We start from the raw sequence: 20,369 nt of genomic DNA, 5'->3' as shown, positions 1-20,369 counted from the left end.
CGGCGGCCGAGAGGCCTACATCTCCCTTTTCGGGGGGTCCGTCAGCGGCGGGAGCACGCCCGTGCCTCCGGACGGCGGGGCGGAGCGCGGCGGGTCCGTCTTAGGCGGCGGCTCGGACCGCGGCGCGGGCGTCGGCGGCGGCGTGGGCTGCGCGGGCCGCGGCGCCGGCGCGGGCGTCTCGGGCGGCTGCGCCGGCGCGGGCATGGAGCCGGGCGGGTTCGTCAGCGACGGCAACGGATCGGGCCTGGCCGCGGGGGCCGCGGCCGCGGGCGCCGTCCGCACCGGCAGGAAGAAGAAGAACCGAGAGCCGACGCCCAACTGGGACTCGATGCCCATCTCGCCGCCGTGCATCTGCACGACCTCGCGCGCGATCTTGAGTCCCAGGCCGAAGCCGGCCTTGCGCATCTTCTTGGCTTCCTCGGTCTGGAAGAAGCGCTCCCAGATGCGCGGCAGGTCCTCCGCCGCGATGCCGATGCCGGTATCGATGACGCTGACCACGACCTTCTCGGGCTGGGCCTCGACGCGCACGGTGACTTTGCCGCCTTCCTTGGTGTACTGGATGGCGTTGGTGCAGAGGTTCTGGATGACCTGCCCCAGCCGGGCCGGGTCCCCGGCCAGGAGCGGCAGGGCGGCCGGCGCCTCCACCCCGAACTCGATCTTGCGCTGCCCGGCCACGATCTCGATGCGCGAGCGGACCTCGCCGAGGACGCCCAGCAGGTCGAGGGCCCCGATCTCCACGCGCAGCTTGCCGGACTCGATGGCGGCCAGGTCCACGAGGTCGGAGATCAAGGTGTTGAGGGTCTTGGCCGCGGAATGGATATGAGAGGCGTATTTGAGCTCGCCGGGGTTGGACTTCAGGCGCATGCCCAGCACCTCGGAGTAGCCCATGATGGCGGTCAGGGGGTTCTTGACGTCGTGAGCCACCATGGCGAAGAACTTCTTCTGGAAATCGTTGAGCTGGGCCAACTGGCGGTTGTTCTCCTCGATCTCCTTCTTCTGCCGCGCGTTCTCCAGAAGCAGGTAGCGCCGGTCCAGCGCCCGCTGCACGGAGGCCAGGAGCTGCACGGGCTCGACGGGCTTGACGAGAGCGTCGTCCAATCCGAGCTTGACGACCTCGCCCAGTCTCCTGGTCACGGTCTCGGCCGGGAACTGGTCCACCATGAAGATGATGCGCAGGTGCGATTGGTCCTCGGCGCCCTCCCGCTTGTCGAGTTCGCGCAGCTGCTGCACGAACTCCGCGCCGGAATGCTGCCCGTAGGCGATGGCCGTGCCGATGATGGCGACGTGGAAATATCCTTTCTCCTGCGTCCGGAACAGCTGCAGGGATTCCTCGCTGTCGGTGGCGGTGACGACCTCGTAGCCCGCGCCTATGAGCGCCTGGCCCATGGCCATGACGTAAGGCTTGTTGTTGTCCACCAGCAGGATGCGCCCGCCCTCCTTGGACGGGGCCTGCTCGCTCTCGCCGCTGGCGGCCAGCAATTCCGGAAGGCGCCCCGCCAGGTCGCGCGACAGCGAGACGATCTGCTTGTCCTTGATGGCGGCGACGGCGGCGCGTCCCGCATCCAAGCTGGAGATATGGTAGCAGACCGCCTCCGGGACCACCTCGCGGATGCGCCGGTCCAGCCCTTCGGCGTCCGCCACGGAGCCTGAGAACATCGCCACCACGACGCGCCCCAGCACCGGCATCTCCTTGACGTCCGATTCCTCGCCGCTCAGGCGCCCCCAGAAGCTCTTGATGCCGCTCGGCTTGGGCTTGGGCGTGCGCGCCTGCTGCTGCTCGTGGAGGAACTCCACGAGGCCCGTGGTCGATTCCAAAGACACGAGCTGGACCCCGGCCTGCTGCAGGGCCAAGGTCAAGGCGGCGGTGGAGAAGAGGGTCTTGTCGGCGAGCATGACCACGGGCCGGTCCGTGGCCCGGACCTGGTCTGCGAAGCCCACGGGCAGGGGCCAGGGCAGCCGCCTCAGCGGGGCCGGCGTGTCCGGAGAGATGCTGGCGTTGGTCTCCAGGAAGACGAACAGGACCTGGGGAGCCTGGGCGCGCAAGGCCAGCAGGCCCTCGCGCGCGGAGACCGGCACCCGGCCGAAGTCCACGACCAAAGTCGCGGCGGCCCCGGCGGCGGCAGTCAGCTGCGCCGCGGCCTCGGCCGGAGCGGCCACCGCCGCGAGCTTGAGCCCCTTGCTCGCGGCCGCGGGCGCCAGGTCCTGGTAGAGAGCCTCGTCCGTGGTGACCAGCAGGATGAGTCCCTGGCTCTCGGGCATCAGGCGGGCTCCGGGGCGAGCTTCGCCGTGAAGTGGGCCAGGCGCGGAGGGCTGGAGACCAGGCGCAGGCCGCGCAGGGAAGCGGCGTGCCGGGCGATGTCGGAGAACACTTCGATGACGAAATCGATGTGGCTCTGGGTGTAGACCCGGCGGGGGATGGCCAGACGGACCAGCTCCATCGGCGCCGCGACGAAGGCTCCGCCTTCGTTGCGGCCGAACATGAGCGAACCGATCTCCACGGACCGGATGCCGGCGGTCCGGTAGAGCTCGCAGACCAGGGCCTGCCCGGGATACCGGTCGGCGGGGATGTGCGGCAGGAACTTCTTGGCGTTGACGTAGACCGCGTGCCCGCCGGGAGGCTCCACGATGGGCACCCCCACGCGGCGCAGGCCGTTGCCCAGGTATTCCACGGAGCGGATGCGATAGGTGAGATACTGCTCGTCGAGGACCTCGGTCAGGCCCTGGGCCATAGCCTCAAGGTCCCGCCCCGCCAGGCCGCCGTAGGTCGGGAAGCCCTCGGTGAGGATGAGGGCCTCGCGGCAGCGGGCCACCCACTCGGAGTCGTTCAAGGCCAGGAAGCCCCCGATATTGACCAGGGCGTCCTTCTTGGCGCTCATCATGCAGCCCTGGGCGTGAGAGAAGATCTCCCGGGCGATCTCGGCGACCGGGCGGCTCGCGTAGCCGGGCTCGCGCAGTTTGATGAAGAAGGCGTTCTCCGCGAAGCGCGCCACGTCCAAGATGAGCGGGATGCGGTAATGCCGGCAGACCTCGGAGACCTCGCGCAGATTGCGCATGGACGCCGGCTGGCCCCCTAAAGAGTTGTTGGTCAAGGTCATGATGACCATGGGGATGCGCTCGGCGCCGAGCTCGCGGACCTTGGCCTCCAGGGCGCGCACGTCCATGTCGCCCTTGAAGGGGCCGGGGACGTCGAAATCCAGGGCTCCGGGGGCGGGCAGGTCCAAGGCCACGGCGCCGGACGCCTCGACGTTGGCCCGGGTGGTGTCGAAATGGGAGTTGGATAGGACGGTCTTGCCCGGCCCGCAGGTCACGCCCATCAGGATGCGTTCCGCGGCGCGGCCCTGGTGCACGGGCAGGACGTAGCGGTAGCCGGTCAGGTCGCGCACGGCCTTCTCGAAGACGAAGAAGCTGCGGGCCCCGGCGTAGGACTCGTCGCCGCGCATGATCGCCCCCCACTGCTCCGCGGACATGGCCCCCGTCCCCGAGTCCGTCAGGAAATCGATGAGCACCTTGTCGGCCGGGATGGCAAAGACGTTGTAGGAGGCGTCGCGCAGGACGGCCTCCCGCTCGGCCTCGGTCGTGAAGCCCAGCGGCTCCACGGTCTTGATGCGGAACGGCTCGATGATCGTCTTCCAGCGTCCTTCCATAGATAGGACCGCGGTCGGGCTTCCTTCCGAAGTCCGGCTTATTATATCATTTGCTCTCAGATTAGGAGGTCTCATGAACATCTTCTCTTTGCTCTGCGTCGCGGCCGGCCTGCTGGCCGCCCCGGCCCGGGCGGCCGCCGACCGGGACATCGTCTCCGTCAACGGGACGGTGATCCGGCAGTCCGAGGTCATGGAGCGGCTCTGGAAGCGCTACGGCCCGGAGACCCTCGAGGAGATGGTCAACGAGGTGCTGCTGCGCCAAGCGGCCCAGGCGCAGGGCCTGAAGGTCGAGGCCCCGGAGGTGGACAAGCAGGTCGACCGCTTCAAGAAGCAGTTCAGCGACCCGGCGATGATCGAGGAGCAGCTGCAGAAGTCCGGCAGCTCCCTGGAGAAGCTGAAGGCCCAGCTCCTCGACCAGCTCCTCATCCGCAAGCTCCTGATGAGCGCCCTCAAGGTCTCCGTCAAGGACGCCGAGCTCCAGAAGGTCTTCCAGGAGCGGCGCGAGAAGCTGGCCACCCCTCCCTCCGTGCATCTGCGCCTCATCGCGGTCAAGACCAAGGCCGAGGCTGACGAGGTCCTGGCCAAGCTCAAGGACGGGGCCGACTTCGCGGCCCTGGCCCGGGCCCGCTCCATGGCCTCCACCGGCAAGCTGACGGGCGGCGACTACGGGTTCGTGACCAAGGGGATGCTGCCGGAGACCACCGAGAAGGTCGCCTTCGCCATGAAGGCGGGGGAGCTGCAGATGATCCCGATGCCCAACAGCTTCAACATCATCCAGGTCCTGGAGAAGCGGCCCGCCCAGCCCGCGAAGTTCGACGCGGTCAAGGAGGACCTGCGCGACCTGCTCCTAGAGAGCAAGATCAAGTCCCTCCTGCCCGGCTACATCGACGACCTGCGCCGCAAGGCGGAGATAAAGCCGATAGGGACCGCTGAGTAGCGCCTTTTATCATCCTGTATCATCGGAATACAGGAGCTCCCGGAACCTATAGGTCCTAGAGCCCAAAAAACCCTAGGCCGACTGACAGCGGGGTCCTGGGCCTTCTGCCGCTGACCACCCGGCAGGGGTGGTAGTATGCTATGGGCATGACGACAGGCCTGATGGCCCTGTGCATGACCCTCCTTAATACGGGCTGGGCTGCCAACGTCCAGACCGTCCAAGTCGGGGCCCCGACCGGGATCAACGCGGTCATCCCGACCCTCGCCGCCCCCGCCGCGAACCTCCAGCTCAACGCCCTGACCCCGCAGGCCGGCTTGACCGGGACCCTGCATGATCCGGGGGCCGCCCCCGTGGTCCGCGCCCAGCTCGCGCCCTCCGTCCTTCCCGCTCTCCCCATCCTGCCCGCGCCCGCGGTCCCGTCGCTCAGCGTCGCCCCCCAAGCCGCCGCGCCCCAGGCTGCCGCTCCGGACTCTCCCGCCGAGAACCCGGGCCGCACCGCTCTGGAGCGCCTGGGCCAAGACCTGCACGAGCAGCAGCCCGCCGCCGGCGACGTCCAGGGCGCCAAGTCCTTCGCGGACCGCAGCTTCGAGTACAAGCTCGGCGGGCCGAGCGTCGAGGCCGCCGCCGAGGTCTCCGCCGAGGCCGCCGGCGAGGCGGAAGTCGAGCAGGCCGGCTCGGGCAGCATCGGGCACCGCAAGCGCAAGGGCAAGGAAGAGCCCAACCCGAACGTGGACGACGGAGGGGGCGCCAAGTACCCCACCCGGGAGGTGAAGTTCAACGGCCACAGCTTCGCCACACCCGCCTTCCGGCCCAACGTCCCGGTCGAGGAGAAGATCGTGGAGGCCATCAACGCCTCCAAGACCTCCATCAAGCTGGCCCTCTACGAATTCAAGCTGCGCGGGGTCCTCGCGGCCCTGCAGGACGCCAAGAAGCGCGGCGTCAAGATCGAGATCATCCTGGACTACTCCAACGTCTTCCCCACCAGCGAGCCGGACTCCGACTACCATCCCCGGCGCTCCCCCGAGATCTGGGGGCTGCTGCGCGAGGGCTTCGAGGTCAACGTCCTGCGCGGCGTGACCCAATACGGAATCAACCACAACAAGTTCGCGGTCTTCGACGGGAAGATGCTCGAGTTCGGCTCCTTCAACTGGTCGTTCACCGCCGAGCACGCCCATTACGAGAACGCCGATTTCAGCGTGGAGCCGGACCGCATCCAGGCCTTCTCCACCTATTACGACTACCTCAAGTCCATCAGCGTGCCCTTCGCCCAGGCCAGGAACCACGATTGGCCCAAGACCGTGCCCGCGCCGCCGCTCGACAGCGGCCCCGGCGTGAGCTTCAACGGGGTCAAGCTCCCCTCCTTTATATTCATGCCCAACGGCTCGGCCTTCGAAGACGCGGTGGTCAAGGCCATCGGCGCGGCCAAGGACTCCGTGGACGTGGCCCAGTTCGCCATCCGCTCCACCCGCATCGCCGAGGCCCTGGCCCGGGCCCGCGCGCGGGGCTTGAACGTGCGCGTCATCTTCGACGAGAGCCAGTCTGAATCCGAGTACTTCGGCCCCTACGCCGCCTGGCTGGCCAGCCAGGGCGTGGAGGTGCGCACCTTGTCCGGCCCCGACCCGGACAGCGCCTACCCCATGGCCGAGAAGATGCACAACAAGTTCATGGTCCTCGACGGCAAGTTCGTGGAGACCGGCTCGGCCAACTGGACCAAGCGCGCCTCCATGGACAACTACGAGAACGCCCATTTCCTGGCCGACCCGACCGACGCCGCCGCCTTCGCCTTCGCCTTCGGGCACATGTTCTCCGTGGCCCGGCCCTACCCCAAGCCCGGCCAGGTGCCGGCTCTGCCCACGGACGCGGACCTGGTCAAGGACATCGAGAACCCGCCCGCACGACCGGACGCGCCCCCGGCCCCCGAGTTGCCCCCGCTGCCGGCCGCGCGCGCCATCCCCTTCAACGGGACGACTTTGCCCTCCTTCGCCCTGCTGCCCTACCAGCCCATCGAGCCGCTCTACGTCAAGGCCATCGACGCGGCCAAGAAGTCCCTCCAGATCGCCATCTACGAGTTCACCTCGCAGCCCATCCTCGAGGCCCTGCGCCGGGCCAAGGCCCGGGGCGTCAAGATCGACATAATCCTCGACCGCAACCACCTCTACACCACCGGGATCGGGCATACCGGCGAGCCCCGCAAGCCCAAGCCCGAGGTCGTGGCCCTGGCCAAGGAGTTCCACCTCAAGACCCTCAAGGGCAAGAGCAGCGGCGTGATGCACAACAAGTTCCTGGTCATGGACGACGCCCTGGTCTCCTTCGGCTCCTACAACCTCACCGACGTGGCGGAGAAGCACCACTTCGAGAACCTCATGTTCTCCGACGACGCCAAGCGCGTGGCCAACTACGGCCGCTATTTCGACTACATGCAGGGCCTGGCCCAGGAAGTCGACCAGGACAAGCTCGACGAGATCCTCAACCGCACCATCGAGAACATGTCCGAGGCCGCCAAGGCGGGCTCCGACGACTCCGAGGAGCCCGCTCCCGAGGCGGCGGCCGAGACCACGGGGCGCGGACACCAGATTCCGCCCCCGCCCGAGGACCCCGAGAAGCCCATCAAGTTCAACGGCGTGGACTTCCCCCGCCAGCTCTTCTCCCCCCAGGGCCACATCGAGGCGGCTTTGGTCCAGGCGGTCAAGGCGGCCAAGGTCTCCATCGATATCGCGATGTTCAGCTTCTATTCGCAGGCCATCGCCGACGCCCTGCTGGAGATGAAGAAGGCCCACCCGGAGCTCAAGATCCGCATCATCCTGGACTACAGCCAGTCCAAGCTCGCCGAGCTCGACGACTGGTTCGTGAGCCACGGCTTCGAGGTGCGCCTGCTCTCCGGCCCGGCCGGCGACGAAGGCGACCCCATGTTCCAGAAGATGCACAACAAGCTCATCATCGTGGACCACAAGCTCCTGGAAACGGGCTCCTTCAACTACTCGCCCAACGCCGAGAACAACAGCTTCGAGAACGCCAATTTCACCGACGACCCGACCGACCTGGCCGGCTACGTGGCCTACTACGAGCGCCTCTGGCTGCAAGGCTGGAAGGCCTCCCCGCCGAAGAGGAAGGCGGCCGCCAAGCCGGCGGTGGCGTCCGCCCAGCGGAGCCACGGCTCGGAGTCCGAGCCTCTGTGGTCCGACTCGCAGACCGCCCCGGCCCTGGCCGGAGCCGCCGAGACGGACTAGCGCGGAGCCCGGCGCTAGGCCACGCGCCAGACCGGGACCAGGCCGAAGCCCTTCACGTCCGCCTCGCCCTCCGAGACGCAGGGACACTCCCCGCCCAACATGCGGTAGGTGCTCTCGGAGACCATGATGCTGTCCGGGCGGGCCAGGGCTTCCAGCCGGGAGGCGAGGTTCACCGTGTCGCCCAGGGCGCTGTATTCCATGCGGCCCGGGAAGCCGATGTTGCCCAGGACCAGCCGGCCCGTGTTGATGCCGATGCGCAGCGGGATGGCCGCGCCCCAGCGCAAGGCGCTCCAGTTCCGCCAGCGTTCGATCATCTGACGTCCCGCCGCCACCGCCGCGGCGGCGTGGTTGACCCGGGTCAGGCGCGGGTCGTCGATCGGCGCGCCGCCGAAGACCCCCATCACGCCGTCGCCGAGGAACTTGTCGACGTGGCCCCCATGGCCCTGGATGGCCTGCGCCGCCATCTCGAAATAGGGATTGAGGAGCTCGCTGACCTCCAGCGGGCTGCGGCCCCGGCAGAAGGCGCTGAAACTCTTGATGTCCACGAAGAAGACCGTGGCCTCGCATTCCTTGACGCCCAGGCTGACCGGCTTGCCTTGCCGGGAGGAGTCCACGATCATGCGCACCAGGTCCGGTCCGAAGTACTGGCTCATGTTCTGCTCCACGCGCAGCAGGTAGGACTGGCGCTCCAGGGCCAGCTGCAGGGCCGCGACGCTGGCCAGGGCGTTGGCCAAGTGGAGGTCCGCCTCCTGGAAGGAGCCGCCATAGTTGCGGTTGTCCATGTAGAGCACGCCCAGGCGCTCGTCGCGGCCGCGCAGTGGCGCCAGCAGGCCGGAGCTGATGTTCTCCTCCATCTGGCTGCGGGTCGCGTCCTGGATGCGGGACTTGAGGAGGAAGGCTCGGTCGGCGGGCAGGGACTGGAGCAGCCCGGAGCTGAAGCGGAAGTCGCAGAGGCGGCCCACGGCTCTCTGCAAGGCGACGCGGGCGGAGGGAGTCCCGTCCGGGGCGAAGGTGAGGATGGCCGCGACCTGGGCCGCGGGGATCTTATCCAGGGAGAACTGGAGGACGGTGGAGAGGCTCTCCTCGCTGTCCTGGATGCGATAGAGCTTGGTGAAGAGCTCCTGGAGGCCGCTGAAGCCGAGTCGGCTGGAGCCGTCCGCGGCGTCGAGCGCCAAGGCGGGCGCCTCGCCGATGCGCTGCAGGACGCGGTCGATGTCCACGCCCCGGCTCTGGGAGTCGATGACGCGCAGTTCCCAGGGGCCCACGGCAAGGACATCTCCGGGCTTGAGGGGAGCGGGCCGCCAGAGCCGGCTGCCGTTGAGGAAGGTCCCGGAGACGCTGGGTCTGGGCTGGCCGGTCCCGGGCAGGGGCTTGAGGCTGCCGTCGGCCACGACCCAGCCGCCTTCGCTTTGGAGGAAGTGGCAGTGCCAGCGGCTGGTGGTGCGGCAGAGGGCCTCCGAGTCGGGCAAGACGAGCTGACAGTCCGGGGCGCGGCCCACCGCGAACGGGGCTTTGCGCAGCGGCAGGCTCCGCTGGCCCTGGTCGCCGGCCTTGAGCCGCCAGCGCTCTCCCTGGCTGACGAAGGAGCACGAGCCGCTCGCTACGAGTTCCAGCACAAAGAGAGTATAGCGGCGGCCCGACGGCCCGTCAATACGGCGTCCCAAGGCGTCCGGCGGCTTGGCCCTGGCAGGGCCGCCACGATATGCTATATATGTAGCCCATGGCCAAGAATCGCGAGCTCCCCGACATCCTCATCCAGCAAGGCGTCATCACCGACACCCAGAGGGTCAGGATCGACCAGGCTGCGCACCGCAACAAGTGGACCTTCGCGGAAGCCCTGATCAAGGAGGGCTTGGCCAGCGAAGAAGTCATCGCGGCCGCGGTCGCCGAGCAGTTCGCCATACCCTTCGCCTCTCAATCGAACAAGCTCCTGCGCGTCGAAACCGACCAGAACCTCGACAAGCTCGTGCCGGAGGACTTCGCCCGCCAGAATCTGACCGTGCCGCTGTTCCGCGAGGGGAAGATCCTCGCCATCGCGTTCGCCGACCCGGAGAACTCCGGAGTCGTCGAAGTCCTGCAGATGATGACCAAGCTCCAGATCGAGCCCTTCATCGCGCCGCGCTCGCAGATCCTGCGCGAGATCGACACGCTCTACGGCTCGCGGGGCGGCTTCATCAATCAGACGCTGGACGCCCCCAGGCCATCCGACAAGCCGGGGGCGGCGGTGGACCTGGGGGTCGGCGCGCTCAACCTGGACCAGGGGACCTCCGATTCCGCCGCGCCCATGGCCATCCAACTGGTCAACGCCATCCTCAAGCAGGCCGCCGCTGAACGCGCTTCCGACATCCATCTGGAGATATTCGACGACCAGCCCATATTGCGGTTCCGCATCGACGGCATGCTCTATGAGCGCACCCCCCCGCCGCGGGACCTCTTCCTGGCCTTGGTGTCCCGTCTCAAGATCGTGGCGCGTCTCGATATCGCGGAGCGCCGCCTGCCTCAGGACGGCGCCTTCTCCATCAAGCTCCAGGACCGCCCCATCGACATCCGGATGTCCACATGCCCGGCGGCCTTCGGCGAGAAAGTCGTGCTGCGCCTGCTCGACAAGCAGGCCGTCGAGTTCGATCTGGACAAGATCGGGCTCGAGGCCAGGCAGAAAAAGGATTTCCTGGAGGCGGCCAGCCTCCCCCATGGGATGATCTTCCTCACCGGCCCCACCGGTTCGGGGAAGACCTCCACGCTCTACGCCCTGCTCAATACCATCAAGACCCCGAGCCTGAACTTCCTCACCATCGAAGATCCCGTGGAGATCAAGATGAAGGGTCTGACCCAGGTCGAAGTCAAACCCAGCATAGGCCTGACCTTCGCGTCGGCGCTGCGCTCGTTCTTGCGCCAGGACCCGGACATCCTCCTGGTCGGCGAAGTCCGGGACGAAGAGACCGCCGAGATCTGCGTCCGCGCCTCGTTGACGGGACATCTCGTCCTCTCGACGCTGCACACCAACGATGCCCTCGCCTGCACGCCGCGCCTCCTCGACCTGGGCGTGGAGCCCTTCCTCCTTTCCAGCTGCCTGGAGCTGGTCGCCGCGCAGCGCCTGATCCGGGTCCTTTGCCGGTCCTGCCGCGAGCCTTACGTCCCGGACGAGGCGCTCATGGGCCAGGTGCTCAAGGAGTCCCGGATCCCCGCCTCGGACCTGCCCAGCGGCTTGACGTTCTATAAGGCGAAAGGCTGCGACCGTTGCTGCAATACGGGCTTCCAGGGGCGCATCGGGATCTATGAGGTGTATCGCCTCGTGCCCGAGATGAAGGAGATCATCGCGCAAGGGAAGGCGGATGTGCTGAAGCTCCAGGAAGTCGCGTTGCGGAAGGGGATGTGGAATCTGCGCACCAGCGGCTGGCTCAAAGTCCTGCGCGGGATCACGACGGTCGATGAAGTCCTGACGAACACCTAGCGCCGCTCTGGTATAATGTCAGCGCCAATGCAGAATCGCGTCAAGTGCTTGGGCTGCAATTCCGAGATCGCGGCCACGGAAAGCGCCTGCCCGGTGTGCATGAGGCCCCGTTCGCGCTCCGAGATCATGCACGACATCATACTGGTCCGGGAAACGCCCACCCGATCGCGGCTGAAGCTCCTGCTGCGAATCCTGCTGGTGGCCGCAGTCCTCAGTGCCGGGTACTGGGCCTACCAGAACCCCAAGACCCTGGCGAAGTACGCAGGCCCGGTGACGGCCGCCGCCCGCTGGATGTCGGAGGATCACGAGATCCCGGACCCGGCGGACAGCAAGAAGCCCAGCAGCGCCCCCGCGCCGGCCGCGCCGCCCGCCCCTGCCGCCCCCGTCGAAAGCGCCGTCGTCCCGCTGGCAGCCGTCAAGACCGCGGCTCGGGCTCCGGCCGGCCCCGCCGTCAGCGCCGGCGTCCCTGTCGCCGCGGGCAAGCCGGCCCGGTCTGAGCACTGGAAGGTGCACGGCCTGGTCTACGACCTCTTCAGCCTCAAGCCGGTCGCAGGCGCGCAAGTGACCTTCACCTCCCGCTCCTCCGGACAGAGCCTGCGCGCGCAGACCGATTCCGCCGGCCGCTATTCGCTGCGCGTCCCGCGCGAGGACGGCAGCGGCTTCGACGTAGCGGTCCGCCATAGGGATTATCGCAGCGACTACCTGGAAGAGGACGCCAGACCCTACCGGGAGATGAGCCGGCAACGGCGCCAGGAGGCCGCCGCTCTGCTCCTGCAGACGGAGGTCCTGCACGTCCCGCTCCTGCCTCCCGAGGACCAGGACGAAGCCCAATACGACCTGGTCCTGCTCCCCGTCAAGCTTTAGCGACGGCCCGAGTTGCTATAATCCCGTCGTGCCCCCCTTCGCCGCGCTGGTCGGCTGCTGGCTGCTCAACGCCTTCTGGCCCATCATCGGGCAGAGCGGCCTGAGCCGCTACAGCACTCCGCTCTTCTTCCACGCCGGCATGCTCCTGGGCCTGGCGGCCATGCTCCCTTGGCTCCTGGCCGGCGGCCGCTGGCGCCGGGCCCTCTCGGCAGACGTCGGCCTGCCGCTGCTGGCCATGGGGGCGCTGAGCTGCTCGGCCTCGCTCATCTATCTGCAGGCCTTGCGCTACACGACGCCGGCCAACGCGGCCGTCATGGCGCAGGTCGAGGTGCTCTATTCCGCCCTGTTGTCGGCCTGGCTCCTGCGCGAGGCCATCGGCCCAGCCCAGATCGCGGCCAGCCTGCTGGTCGTGGCCGGCACCGGCCTGATCCTGGCGCACGACCTGGGCTCTTTGCGCTGGAAGGGCGACCTGATGATCCTGCTCACCCCGTGGATGTACCAGGTCTCCCACGTGATCGCCAAGCGCCTGCCCAAGGACCTCGATGCCGTGCTCATCTCCGGGACCCGGAACTTCTTCGGCTTGTTCATCCTGGCTCCGTTCTCCGCCTGGGCCCTGCTGCACGGCGGGCGCTGGAGCTGGTCTCCGGACGCCTTGGGCGTCCTGGCCGCGCAAGGCCTGCTCATGAACGCCCTGGCCCTGCTGCTCTGGTACGTGACCATCCTGAGGATGGACTTGGCCAAGGCCACGGCGTTCCTGCTCTCCTACCCGGCCTTGACCATGCTGTTCTCATGGGCTCTGGGCCGCGAGCAGGTCCATCCGACTCAGGTGGCGGGCCTGGCCGTGACCTTGGCCGGGGCCTTTTGGCTCTCGCGCATCACCGCGGCCGCGGGCAAGGGTCTCCGGTCCCTGAAGGACAGCCCTTCTCTCATACCCGAAGGGCCCGCGGCTGCCGCCGCCGGGAAGGACTAGCCGGGCGCTGATGGAGTCCGTTCCGCGAGCGGACCAGCGCTAGCAGGGTGCTGATAAACCCTCCAGCGGGAAGCACTGTGTCCGGACACAGTGCTTTCGGTAGCGGGCAACAGTCCGTCCCCGAACTGGCGAGCCGAAGGCTCGCCAGTCGCGCCGAAGGCGCCATCCTTCGTGCAACCTATCGGCTGGGAGCCGAAGGCTCGCCAGTCGCGCCGAAGGCGCCATCCTTCGTGCAACCTATCGGCTGGGTTCTGCCGCCCCGCTTCGCGGGTCGGTTGCGCCCGGCAGTCGGCCGCCGGGCGCTCGCAGAACGGACTTTATCAGCGGCCTGCCAGCTCGTCCGCAACCGAAAGCCGCCGGACGGGCCTAAAGTCCCGCCCCGCCCTGGGCACCCGGGCCCAGGCCTCTTGCGAGAATGACTGATATAATCGGAGGGTCGTGAAAAGACTCCTCCTCTTCGGCTGGCTCTGCGTCAGCTCGGCTCTGCCCGCCGCGGCGCTCGAACAGGCGCTCGGCAACCTCCTCGACGCGAGGGCCGCGGCCGCCGCGGTCTTCGACGGCTCGCGCTTCGCTCCTTTCGCCGCTCAGGCCGTGGTCGTTCCTCCTTATCGAGCGCGTCCAGCCGCCGTCCTCGCTCCGGCTGCGCCAAAAAAGCAGCCTCAGGCCTCCGCCGCCCCGGCTGCGACGCTGCCGGAATCAGCCCGAGGCATCAGCTCCGGGTACGTGGGGCTCTATCCTGAGGATGATTTCGTGCTGGGCACCGGCCGCTGCGAGACCTGCCGCGGCCCGGTCGAGGGCAAATGGTATCTATTGGACGACGTCATCGCCACGCCCAAGGCCGGCCCGCCCGCCATGGTCTGGATCGGCTCGCATGAGATGGTGGAGGGCGCGGCCATCTCCGCGGACGGCCGCACCGTGCGCCTCAAGGACGGCAGCGTGCTGCCGTTCGACCTCACGGCCCAGATCGGCTCCAACCGCTCCTACTTCGACGCCTCCAGCCTGGCTTTCTACCAGGGGCGCACCGTACGCATCCGCGGCGAGTACGTGGAGCGCGGCGGGGTGCGCTCCTTGGTCGCGCGCACCATCTGGCCCGAGGATTTCCGCATCGACCCCGCGAGACTGCCCTCGGCCGACGCCAGGAACAAGGCCGACATCGACGCTTTGGTGGGCGCGGACGATGGCGGCGCGCGCAAGCCGTTCCAGACCAAGCTGCTCTGGGAGAAGCCGGGGGCGGGCCGCGGCTGGGAAGGCCAGCCGGTGATGGGCTTCATGCTCAACGGCGGCCAGGGCGACGACGACGAGTCTCTGGCCGGCCACTTCAGCATGTTCACGGGCCGCTTCCCCGCCGGCGGGAGCATGGCCGATTGGATGTTCGACAATTTCTACAGCATGGATTCGGTCAGCGAGAAGGGCATCATCGCGAGCATGGTCCCGATGGACAAGTACATGACCGACCTCAACAGCGGCCAGAGCTGGTACCGGCCGACCGATATGCTGGTGCTGGTCATGAAGGACCAGCGCCTGCCCCTGCAGCTGCAGGAGGGCTTCAAGGGCCTCTACGCCAAGTACTACTCCCACGAGATCAAGTACGACCGCACCACCAACCCCTGCACGGCCATGATCGTGGACCCCCTGCGCCAGGCGGGCTGGAACTTCCCCGAGCAGGGCAAGACGCCGGTGCTCGTGGCGAAGCTGCTCTCCGGGGTGGTTGGGCTCCAGGACAAGGAGGCGGGCAAGGCCATCTACGAGTCCCTGCGCCAAGAGCCGACGCACCTCTTTCCCCGCGCGGCTTTCGACAGCCTGGGCGGCGACGTGCTGAGCCTGGCCGGCGCCTATGACGCGGAGCTTCTCGGCCGGCAGCTTTCCCCCTTCGAGAAGTCTCTGGCCGAGGACCTGCTGGCGGTGGTCTGGGTGCGCCTGCCGCAGATCCCGTCGAGCCGCGCGTTCGGCCGCGACGCGGCCGGCGGGGTCGTGGACTACTTCCACCGCGCGCCGCTGGACCGTTCCCAGTGGCAGACCGTGCCCACGGTCCCGCGGCCCTACCCGCCGCCGCACTGACCCGCCGAGCCTAAGACGGCCGGATGTCCTCGTCCGGCCCCGGCGGTCTTGATCCGCCCGAGACGATGGGCTTCTCCAGCTCGCGCCACGAGTCCTGGGGCTCGGCCGACGGGAGGGGCGCGTCGCCGGCGCCGGCCAGCCGTTCACGCCGCTCCCGCCGCAGGACCTGGACCTCGAAGACCACGATGGCCAGGCCCAGCAGGAGCTCCAGCAGGCCGTAGACGACGAGATGCTTGGGCTGGCGCACCGCGTTGAGCCCCGGAGCGAAGCTCAGGAAGACCACGGGCACGGCGTAGCCCTTGTCGTGCGCCAGGACCGAGTAAGGGGTGCGCAGGATCCAGGTGTCCGAGCCCTCGGCCGTGGCGCAGAGGCCTTCGGGTGCCTGAGGATGCTTCGGGCAGACTTCGAAGTGGTAGGAGACCTTGGTCCGCATCACATAGGTCGGGGCCGTGCCGTCCGCGGCCGGGACTTCCTTTACGGTCTTGATCACGGTCTCGTCGACCAGGGCGTCTGCGCGCGCGCCGAACGCGGCCAAAGCCAAGGAGCCCAGGCCCGCGTAGGTGAAGTAGGCCCCGAACAGCAGAGGTATGAGCTTGAAGATCATGCCGGAGCCCTCGGACGTTATCCGAAAAGCTTCTTGAGGATGGGCAGAGCCGGCTGGATGAGCAGCATGACGGTCAACCCGAGGAGGATCACGGTGGTGATCCAGCCCACCCAGTTCTGGAAGCGGTTGTTCACATGCTCGCCCATGATCTTCGGGCTGTTGACCATGAGGATCATGGAGATGAGCACCACAGGCAGGAGCATGGCGTTGAGGACCTGGGTCCAGATGGTGATTGCGATCAAGGGCGCGTGGGGCAGCAGGATGATGCCCACGGCCACGGCCATGATGAAGGTGAACAGGGCGTAGAACTGCGGAGCCTCGTGGATCTTCTTGTTGATGCCGGCCTCGAAGCCGAAGGCCTCGCAGACATAGAAGGCCGTGGCCAGAGGCAGGATGGTGGCGGAGAAGACCGATGCCACGAAAAGGCCGAAGGCGAAGAGTTCAGAGGCGAAAGGCCCGGCGAAAGGCTTGAGCGACATGGCCGCGTCCGCCGCCTCGTTGATCTTGACCCCGTTGACGTGCAAAGTGGCCGCGCAGGCCACGATGATGAAGAAGGCCACCACCACGGTGGCCACGCAGCCCAGCAGGACGTCCCAGATCACGTAGCGGTATTCCTCGATCTTGAGCCGTTTCTCGATGACCGAGGACTGCATGTAGAACTGCATCCAGGGCGCGATGGTGGTTCCGATGATGCCCAAGGTCATGCTCAGGTAGTCGCTGTCGAGATGCATCTGCGGGTGGAGGGAACTCCTCGCCACCGCGTGCCAGTCCGGCTTGGCCAGGACCGCGGAGACGATGTAGGAGAAGAGGCACACGCTGAAGACCAGGAAGATGCGCTCCGCGACCTTATAATCCCCCTTGACCACCATGATCCAGACCCCCGCCGCGGCCAAGGGCACGGAGAGGTACTTGCTGATGCCGAAGATGGACATGCTGCCGGCCACGCCCGCGAACTCGGTGGCGGTGTTGCCGATGTCCGCGATCAGCAGGCCGATGAAGATGAAGAAGGTGATCTTGACGCCGAAGTTCTCGCGGATGAGGTCGGCCAGGCCCTTGCCCGTCACGATGCCCATGCGCGCGTTCATCTCCTGAACCACGAACAGGGCCACGAAGGAAGGGATGAGGGTCCAGATGAGGTTGTAGCCGTACAGGGCTCCGGCCACGGAATAGGTGGTGATGCCGCCCGCGTCGTTGTCCACGCTGCCCGTGATGATGCCGGGGCCGAGTATGCTCAGGAAGATGAACAGGTTGCGCAGGGCCGGCCGCTCCTTGAGCCGCTCGAAGAAGCCCTTGGCCAGGCCGGGCGCCGCGGCCTCGCTCATTTCACCACCTCGGCCTCGCTGCGCACCTGCTGGAAGACGGCTTCCACGGAGTCCTTCATGGTGATGGTGCCCTGGACCCGGCCGCGGCGGTCCACGACGGGCAGCACGGTGAAGTCGTACTTTAGGAAGATGTCGGCCACGTCCTTGATGTTGGTGTCCAGCGCGACCCGCACCACGCGCTTGCGCATGAACCCGGCCACCGGCGCGTCGGCAGGCGCGGTCAGGAGCTGGCGCAAGGTGACCACGCCCACCAGCTCGTCGTTCTCGTCGAGCACGTAGGTGTGGTAGATCGACTCCACGCGCTTGGCCTCAGCCTTGACCTGCTCCAGGACCTGGGCCGCGGTGGCGTCGCGCCGAACGGAGAGGAATGCGGTGTTCATGATGCTGCCGGCCACGCGGCGGGACACCTCCAAGAGGCCCTTCACCTGCGCGACCTTCTCCGCGGGCAAGCGGCGCAGCAGGGCGTCCTTCTTCTTCTTGGGCAGTTGGGCCACGAGGTCCACGACCTCGTCCATGGCCATGCCGTCGACCAGTCCGGCCAGGCGCCCCTCCGGGATGGTCTCGGCCATCTGCACGCGCGCCGACAGCGGCATCTCCTGGAAGGCCTGCGCGGCCGTGGCGTCGTCGAGAGACTGCAGGATGAGCAGGCGCTCGTCGGTGCCCAGGTCGATGAAGATCTCGGCCAGGTCCGCGGGATGCAGCTCGGAGAGCTTGGAGTGGTGGACCTTCAGGGCCAACGCGTCGCTGCCGATGGTGGAAGTGATGGGCTGGACGAACTTCCAGGAGATGAACTTCTCCCGCATCGGGACCGAGAAGACCAGCTTGAAGAGCCAGTCGCACGGCCCGAAGCAGCCCAGCCGGCGCAGCAGCCCCGGGATGCCCACGTCCATGTGCACGACCCAGAGGTTCTGGTCCTCGCGCAGCAGATGCAGGTCGTTGACCCGCACGACCTTGCAGCCGTGGATGTCCACGATCTGCTTGTCCCAGAAGGTCTCCTTGATGAGGATCTCGTTTTCGCCCAGCTTGGGCTCCTGGGCGAAGGCCTCGGCCGCGCCCTCGGCGACCAAGGCCTTGCGCAGCTCCAAGGACTTGACGTTCTTCCAGGGCAGGTAGGCCCGCGCTCCGTTCCAGCCCCCCCGCGAGATCATGGCGCCGGAGATGCGGGGGAACATCTCGCGCAGGCCCGCGGCCATGTCGACCACGCGCCCCACCTGGCGGCCGCTGGCGGCGTCGATCACCGGGATGCCGATGATGTAGGAGAGGTAGGTGAAGTTGCTGGGGTAGCCCGACATGGCCCAACTGTTCTACAAAATTATGAAGCCCTGCGGATTTTCCCGGCCGGCCCCCTTCTAGAACTCGGCGTGGACGCGCAATCCCCAGACCGGCACCGGGCCGCGGGAGCGGTTGTAGCCGGGGTTGACCATGAACTGGGCGTCCGGGCTCACCGCCAGGGCCTTGAGGACCTGCCAGCTGTAATAAGTCTCCAGGATCATCTCCGGGCCGTAGTGAAGCCCCCCATCACCGATGATGGCGCCCAAGCCGCCCGCGGCCAGGTAGCGCCGGTGCGGTCCCGAAAGCTCGTTGACCACCGCTCCCAGGCCCCAGCGATCGCGCGGCCGTCCCCAATCCGCGGGCTTGAATTCGATGCCGAGCGCCTGAGAGGCGTCGATCTCCGTGAAGGCCCAGGTCTCGTTGCGGCCGTCGTTCCAGCTCAGGCGCATGAAAGCGCCCAGATGGCCGGTCAACTCCAGGTCGTCGCTGGAGGCCAGCCCCCACTTGCTGCGGCCGTAGGCGCGCGTCAGGGTCACGTCGGGAGTGCCGGCTTGAGCCAGCGACTCGTCGTAGTTGCCCATATGCGCCTGGTTGTAGAAGGCGAGCAGGCGCGCCGTGCCCTTGCGCTCCCCGAAGCGGAGGGCATGCTGGCCCTCGATGGCCAGACCGTGCGCGCGGCCGATGCGCCGGTCCATGTCCAGCATGTTGGCCTCCTTGGGCTCCGCCACGGCCGCGCCGCGCAAGGCCCAATCCGGGGCGTGGTATTCGGCCAGCAGCCCCCAGGTGTAGCCGCGGGTGTCGGCCGGGAAGTCCCAGGCCCCGGAGCTCATCAGCGACCAGTTCATGAACTGCGTGCGCGGGTCGGTCGCGTAGGCGTTGCAGTCGAAGTTGTCGGCCACGCTGAACTTGCCCGCCTGCAGCATCAGGCGGTGGGCGGCGGCCGGTCCCGCGACCTGGTTCGGGCCGTCTGCGAGCGTCTCGGTCTCGGCCCCGAAACCGAAGGTCTGGCGCAGGTAGAGGCGGGCGGTGGAGATGACCGGCTGGGCGTCGCCGATGCGGTAGGTCTCCCCGTTGCCGGAGCCGGCCACGCCGCGCGCCCCGCTCATGCCGCGGCCGCCCGACATCTCCGGATCGAGGTAGAGTTCCGTGCCCGGCAGCAGGCGCAGGCCCAGGAACAGCGTGGCGGTGACCGAGTTGGCGCTCTCCGGTTCGGGCCGGAGGCTATTCTTGCCGGTGTAGGGAGCCGTGAAACGGGCGTGGCCCTGGTCGATGAGCGTGGTCTGGAAATGGATGCTGTAGCGCGAGGCCGTCTCAGGCAGGACAGCGGTCGGCGCTTCCGGGACCGGCGCCGCTTTCGCGATCATCTGCCCGAAGGCCCGGCCGGGAAGGAGGAAGCCGGCCGCCAAGATGATGCGGACCACGAGGCGGCCTATCCGGCGATATCCATTCTCCGTCTCACCCATGCCCGCTGATGATATCAAAAGCGGCTCAATCGCCGGTATCCTCCCTAGGCCTTCTTTTGGTGCAGCAAGTCCAGGATCTTCTGCTGCTGCTCCAGAATCGCCAGCTGGCGGATATTGATCGCATGCAGCGCGGTCAGGGTCAGGTGATCGGCCTCCGCGCGGGCGTCCTGGCTGGCCGAGATGACGTTCTGTCCGACGATGATGATGGGCAGAAGCACCAACTGGAGGAAGGACTGGCTCAGCCACGACACGCCGGTGACCGTGTCGCCCTTGATGAAGGCGGCCCACGCCTGCGGCATCGACACCAAAGCGATGAGGAAAAAGAGGTACGCTGCCCACATGGTGCCCACGCTCTGCGTGATCAGCACGGCGAGCCTGTTGTTGAATCGCCCGACGGTTCCCGTGCCGTGCACGTGCGCATGGCCATGTTGGCTGGTGATCAGCCGCGGGACGTGCACGTGGGGAGAGGCTTTGGCGGCCTCGACCTTTTCGTGGTGCTTATCGCTGATACCCCTTTGCTCTTGAAGCTGGTCACCCATCGTTTTCCTCCTTTCTGT

14 protein-coding genes are annotated in these 20,369 nt (G+C 67.5%); 6 read left to right on the top strand and 8 right to left on the bottom strand.

Going from position 1 to position 20,369, the window contains the following annotated elements; genetic code table 11:
- Positions 1-15 precede the first annotated feature (15 nt).
- Positions 16-2,259: an ATP-binding protein gene (locus NTY77_12215; GenBank protein MCX5796252.1), complete on the bottom strand. Its 2,244-nt coding sequence runs from the start codon at positions 2,257-2,259 to the stop codon at positions 16-18.
- Complete coding sequence (locus NTY77_12210; protein ID MCX5796251.1) at positions 2,259-3,644, bottom strand: tryptophanase; 1,386 nt, start codon at positions 3,642-3,644, stop codon at positions 2,259-2,261. Before NTY77_12210 ends, NTY77_12215 begins: the two co-directional genes overlap by 1 nt.
- Before the next feature lie 73 nt (positions 3,645-3,717).
- On the opposite strand from NTY77_12210, the gene NTY77_12205 reads away from it, so the two are divergent.
- A complete protein-coding gene (locus tag NTY77_12205; GenBank protein ID MCX5796250.1) occupies positions 3,718-4,581 on the top strand; it encodes a peptidyl-prolyl cis-trans isomerase in 864 nt (287 codons plus the stop codon).
- 146 nt (positions 4,582-4,727) lie between these two features.
- Entirely contained in the window at positions 4,728-7,808 is a 3,081-nt protein-coding gene (locus NTY77_12200; protein MCX5796249.1) for a phospholipase D-like domain-containing protein, read from the top strand.
- Positions 7,809-7,822: 14 nt separating this feature from the next.
- Here NTY77_12200 and NTY77_12195 read toward each other — a convergent pair whose 3' ends face one another.
- Positions 7,823-9,424, bottom strand: a complete 1,602-nt coding sequence (locus NTY77_12195; GenBank protein MCX5796248.1) for an FHA domain-containing protein — start codon at positions 9,422-9,424, stop codon at positions 7,823-7,825.
- Positions 9,425-9,528: 104 nt separating this feature from the next.
- Here NTY77_12195 and NTY77_12190 point away from each other — a divergent pair, with 104 nt between their 5' ends.
- The 4 genes from NTY77_12190 to NTY77_12175 all read left to right on the top strand — a co-directional run bounded on the left by NTY77_12190 (position 9,529) and on the right by NTY77_12175 (position 15,151).
- The gene (locus NTY77_12190) at positions 9,529-11,259 is read left to right on the top strand and encodes an ATPase, T2SS/T4P/T4SS family (protein MCX5796247.1); all 1,731 of its coding nucleotides are present in this window, start codon (positions 9,529-9,531) and stop codon (positions 11,257-11,259) included.
- A 27-nt stretch (positions 11,260-11,286) separates the two neighbouring features.
- On the top strand, positions 11,287-12,123 hold the full coding sequence (locus NTY77_12185; protein MCX5796246.1) for a carboxypeptidase-like regulatory domain-containing protein: 837 nt from the start codon (positions 11,287-11,289) through the stop codon (positions 12,121-12,123).
- Between the two features lie 28 nt (positions 12,124-12,151).
- On the top strand, positions 12,152-13,093 hold the full coding sequence (locus tag NTY77_12180; GenBank protein ID MCX5796245.1) for a DMT family transporter: 942 nt from the start codon (positions 12,152-12,154) through the stop codon (positions 13,091-13,093).
- A 438-nt stretch (positions 13,094-13,531) separates the two neighbouring features.
- Positions 13,532-15,151, top strand: coding sequence for a hypothetical protein (locus NTY77_12175; protein ID MCX5796244.1), 1,620 nt, complete (start codon positions 13,532-13,534; stop codon positions 15,149-15,151).
- 10 nt (positions 15,152-15,161) lie between these two features.
- Here NTY77_12175 and NTY77_12170 read toward each other — a convergent pair whose 3' ends face one another.
- The 5 genes from NTY77_12170 to NTY77_12150 are packed head-to-tail and all read right to left on the bottom strand — an operon-like array spanning position 15,162 to position 20,351.
- Positions 15,162-15,755, bottom strand: a complete 594-nt coding sequence (locus tag NTY77_12170) for a hypothetical protein (GenBank protein MCX5796243.1) — start codon at positions 15,753-15,755, stop codon at positions 15,162-15,164.
- Between the two features lie 17 nt (positions 15,756-15,772).
- The gene (locus tag NTY77_12165; protein ID MCX5796242.1) at positions 15,773-17,077 is read right to left on the bottom strand and encodes an Nramp family divalent metal transporter; all 1,305 of its coding nucleotides are present in this window, start codon (positions 17,075-17,077) and stop codon (positions 15,773-15,775) included.
- The gene (locus tag NTY77_12160) at positions 17,074-18,369 is read right to left on the bottom strand and encodes a CBS domain-containing protein (protein MCX5796241.1); all 1,296 of its coding nucleotides are present in this window, start codon (positions 18,367-18,369) and stop codon (positions 17,074-17,076) included. The genes NTY77_12165 and NTY77_12160 overlap by 4 nt, the downstream gene beginning before the upstream one ends.
- Before the next feature lie 57 nt (positions 18,370-18,426).
- Positions 18,427-19,812, bottom strand: coding sequence for a carbohydrate porin (locus NTY77_12155; GenBank protein ID MCX5796240.1), 1,386 nt, complete (start codon positions 19,810-19,812; stop codon positions 18,427-18,429).
- 44 nt (positions 19,813-19,856) lie between these two features.
- The gene (locus NTY77_12150; GenBank protein MCX5796239.1) at positions 19,857-20,351 is read right to left on the bottom strand and encodes a hypothetical protein; all 495 of its coding nucleotides are present in this window, start codon (positions 20,349-20,351) and stop codon (positions 19,857-19,859) included.
- Between the last annotated feature and the right edge of the window lie 18 nt (positions 20,352-20,369).

Source organism: Elusimicrobiota bacterium (assembly GCA_026388095.1).
Taxonomy (GTDB): domain Bacteria; phylum Elusimicrobiota; class Elusimicrobia; order UBA1565; family UBA9628; genus UBA9628.
This window is presented reverse-complemented; position numbering and strand designations above follow the sequence as displayed.

Coding starts and splice junctions, on each gene's coding strand:
- NTY77_12215 (MCX5796252.1), bottom strand. CDS start 2,259: ATGCCCGAGAGCCAGGGACTCATCCTGCTGGTCACCACGGACGAGGCT.
- NTY77_12210 (MCX5796251.1), bottom strand. CDS start 3,644: ATGGAAGGACGCTGGAAGACGATCATCGAGCCGTTCCGCATCAAGACC.
- NTY77_12205 (MCX5796250.1), top strand. CDS start 3,718: ATGAACATCTTCTCTTTGCTCTGCGTCGCGGCCGGCCTGCTGGCCGCC.
- NTY77_12200 (MCX5796249.1), top strand. CDS start 4,728: ATGACGACAGGCCTGATGGCCCTGTGCATGACCCTCCTTAATACGGGC.
- NTY77_12190 (MCX5796247.1), top strand. CDS start 9,529: ATGGCCAAGAATCGCGAGCTCCCCGACATCCTCATCCAGCAAGGCGTC.
- NTY77_12185 (MCX5796246.1), top strand. CDS start 11,287: ATGCAGAATCGCGTCAAGTGCTTGGGCTGCAATTCCGAGATCGCGGCC.
- NTY77_12170 (MCX5796243.1), bottom strand. CDS start 15,755: ATGATCTTCAAGCTCATACCTCTGCTGTTCGGGGCCTACTTCACCTAC.
- NTY77_12165 (MCX5796242.1), bottom strand. CDS start 17,077: ATGAGCGAGGCCGCGGCGCCCGGCCTGGCCAAGGGCTTCTTCGAGCGG.
- NTY77_12160 (MCX5796241.1), bottom strand. CDS start 18,369: ATGTCGGGCTACCCCAGCAACTTCACCTACCTCTCCTACATCATCGGC.
- NTY77_12155 (MCX5796240.1), bottom strand. CDS start 19,812: ATGGGTGAGACGGAGAATGGATATCGCCGGATAGGCCGCCTCGTGGTC.
- NTY77_12150 (MCX5796239.1), bottom strand. CDS start 20,351: ATGGGTGACCAGCTTCAAGAGCAAAGGGGTATCAGCGATAAGCACCAC.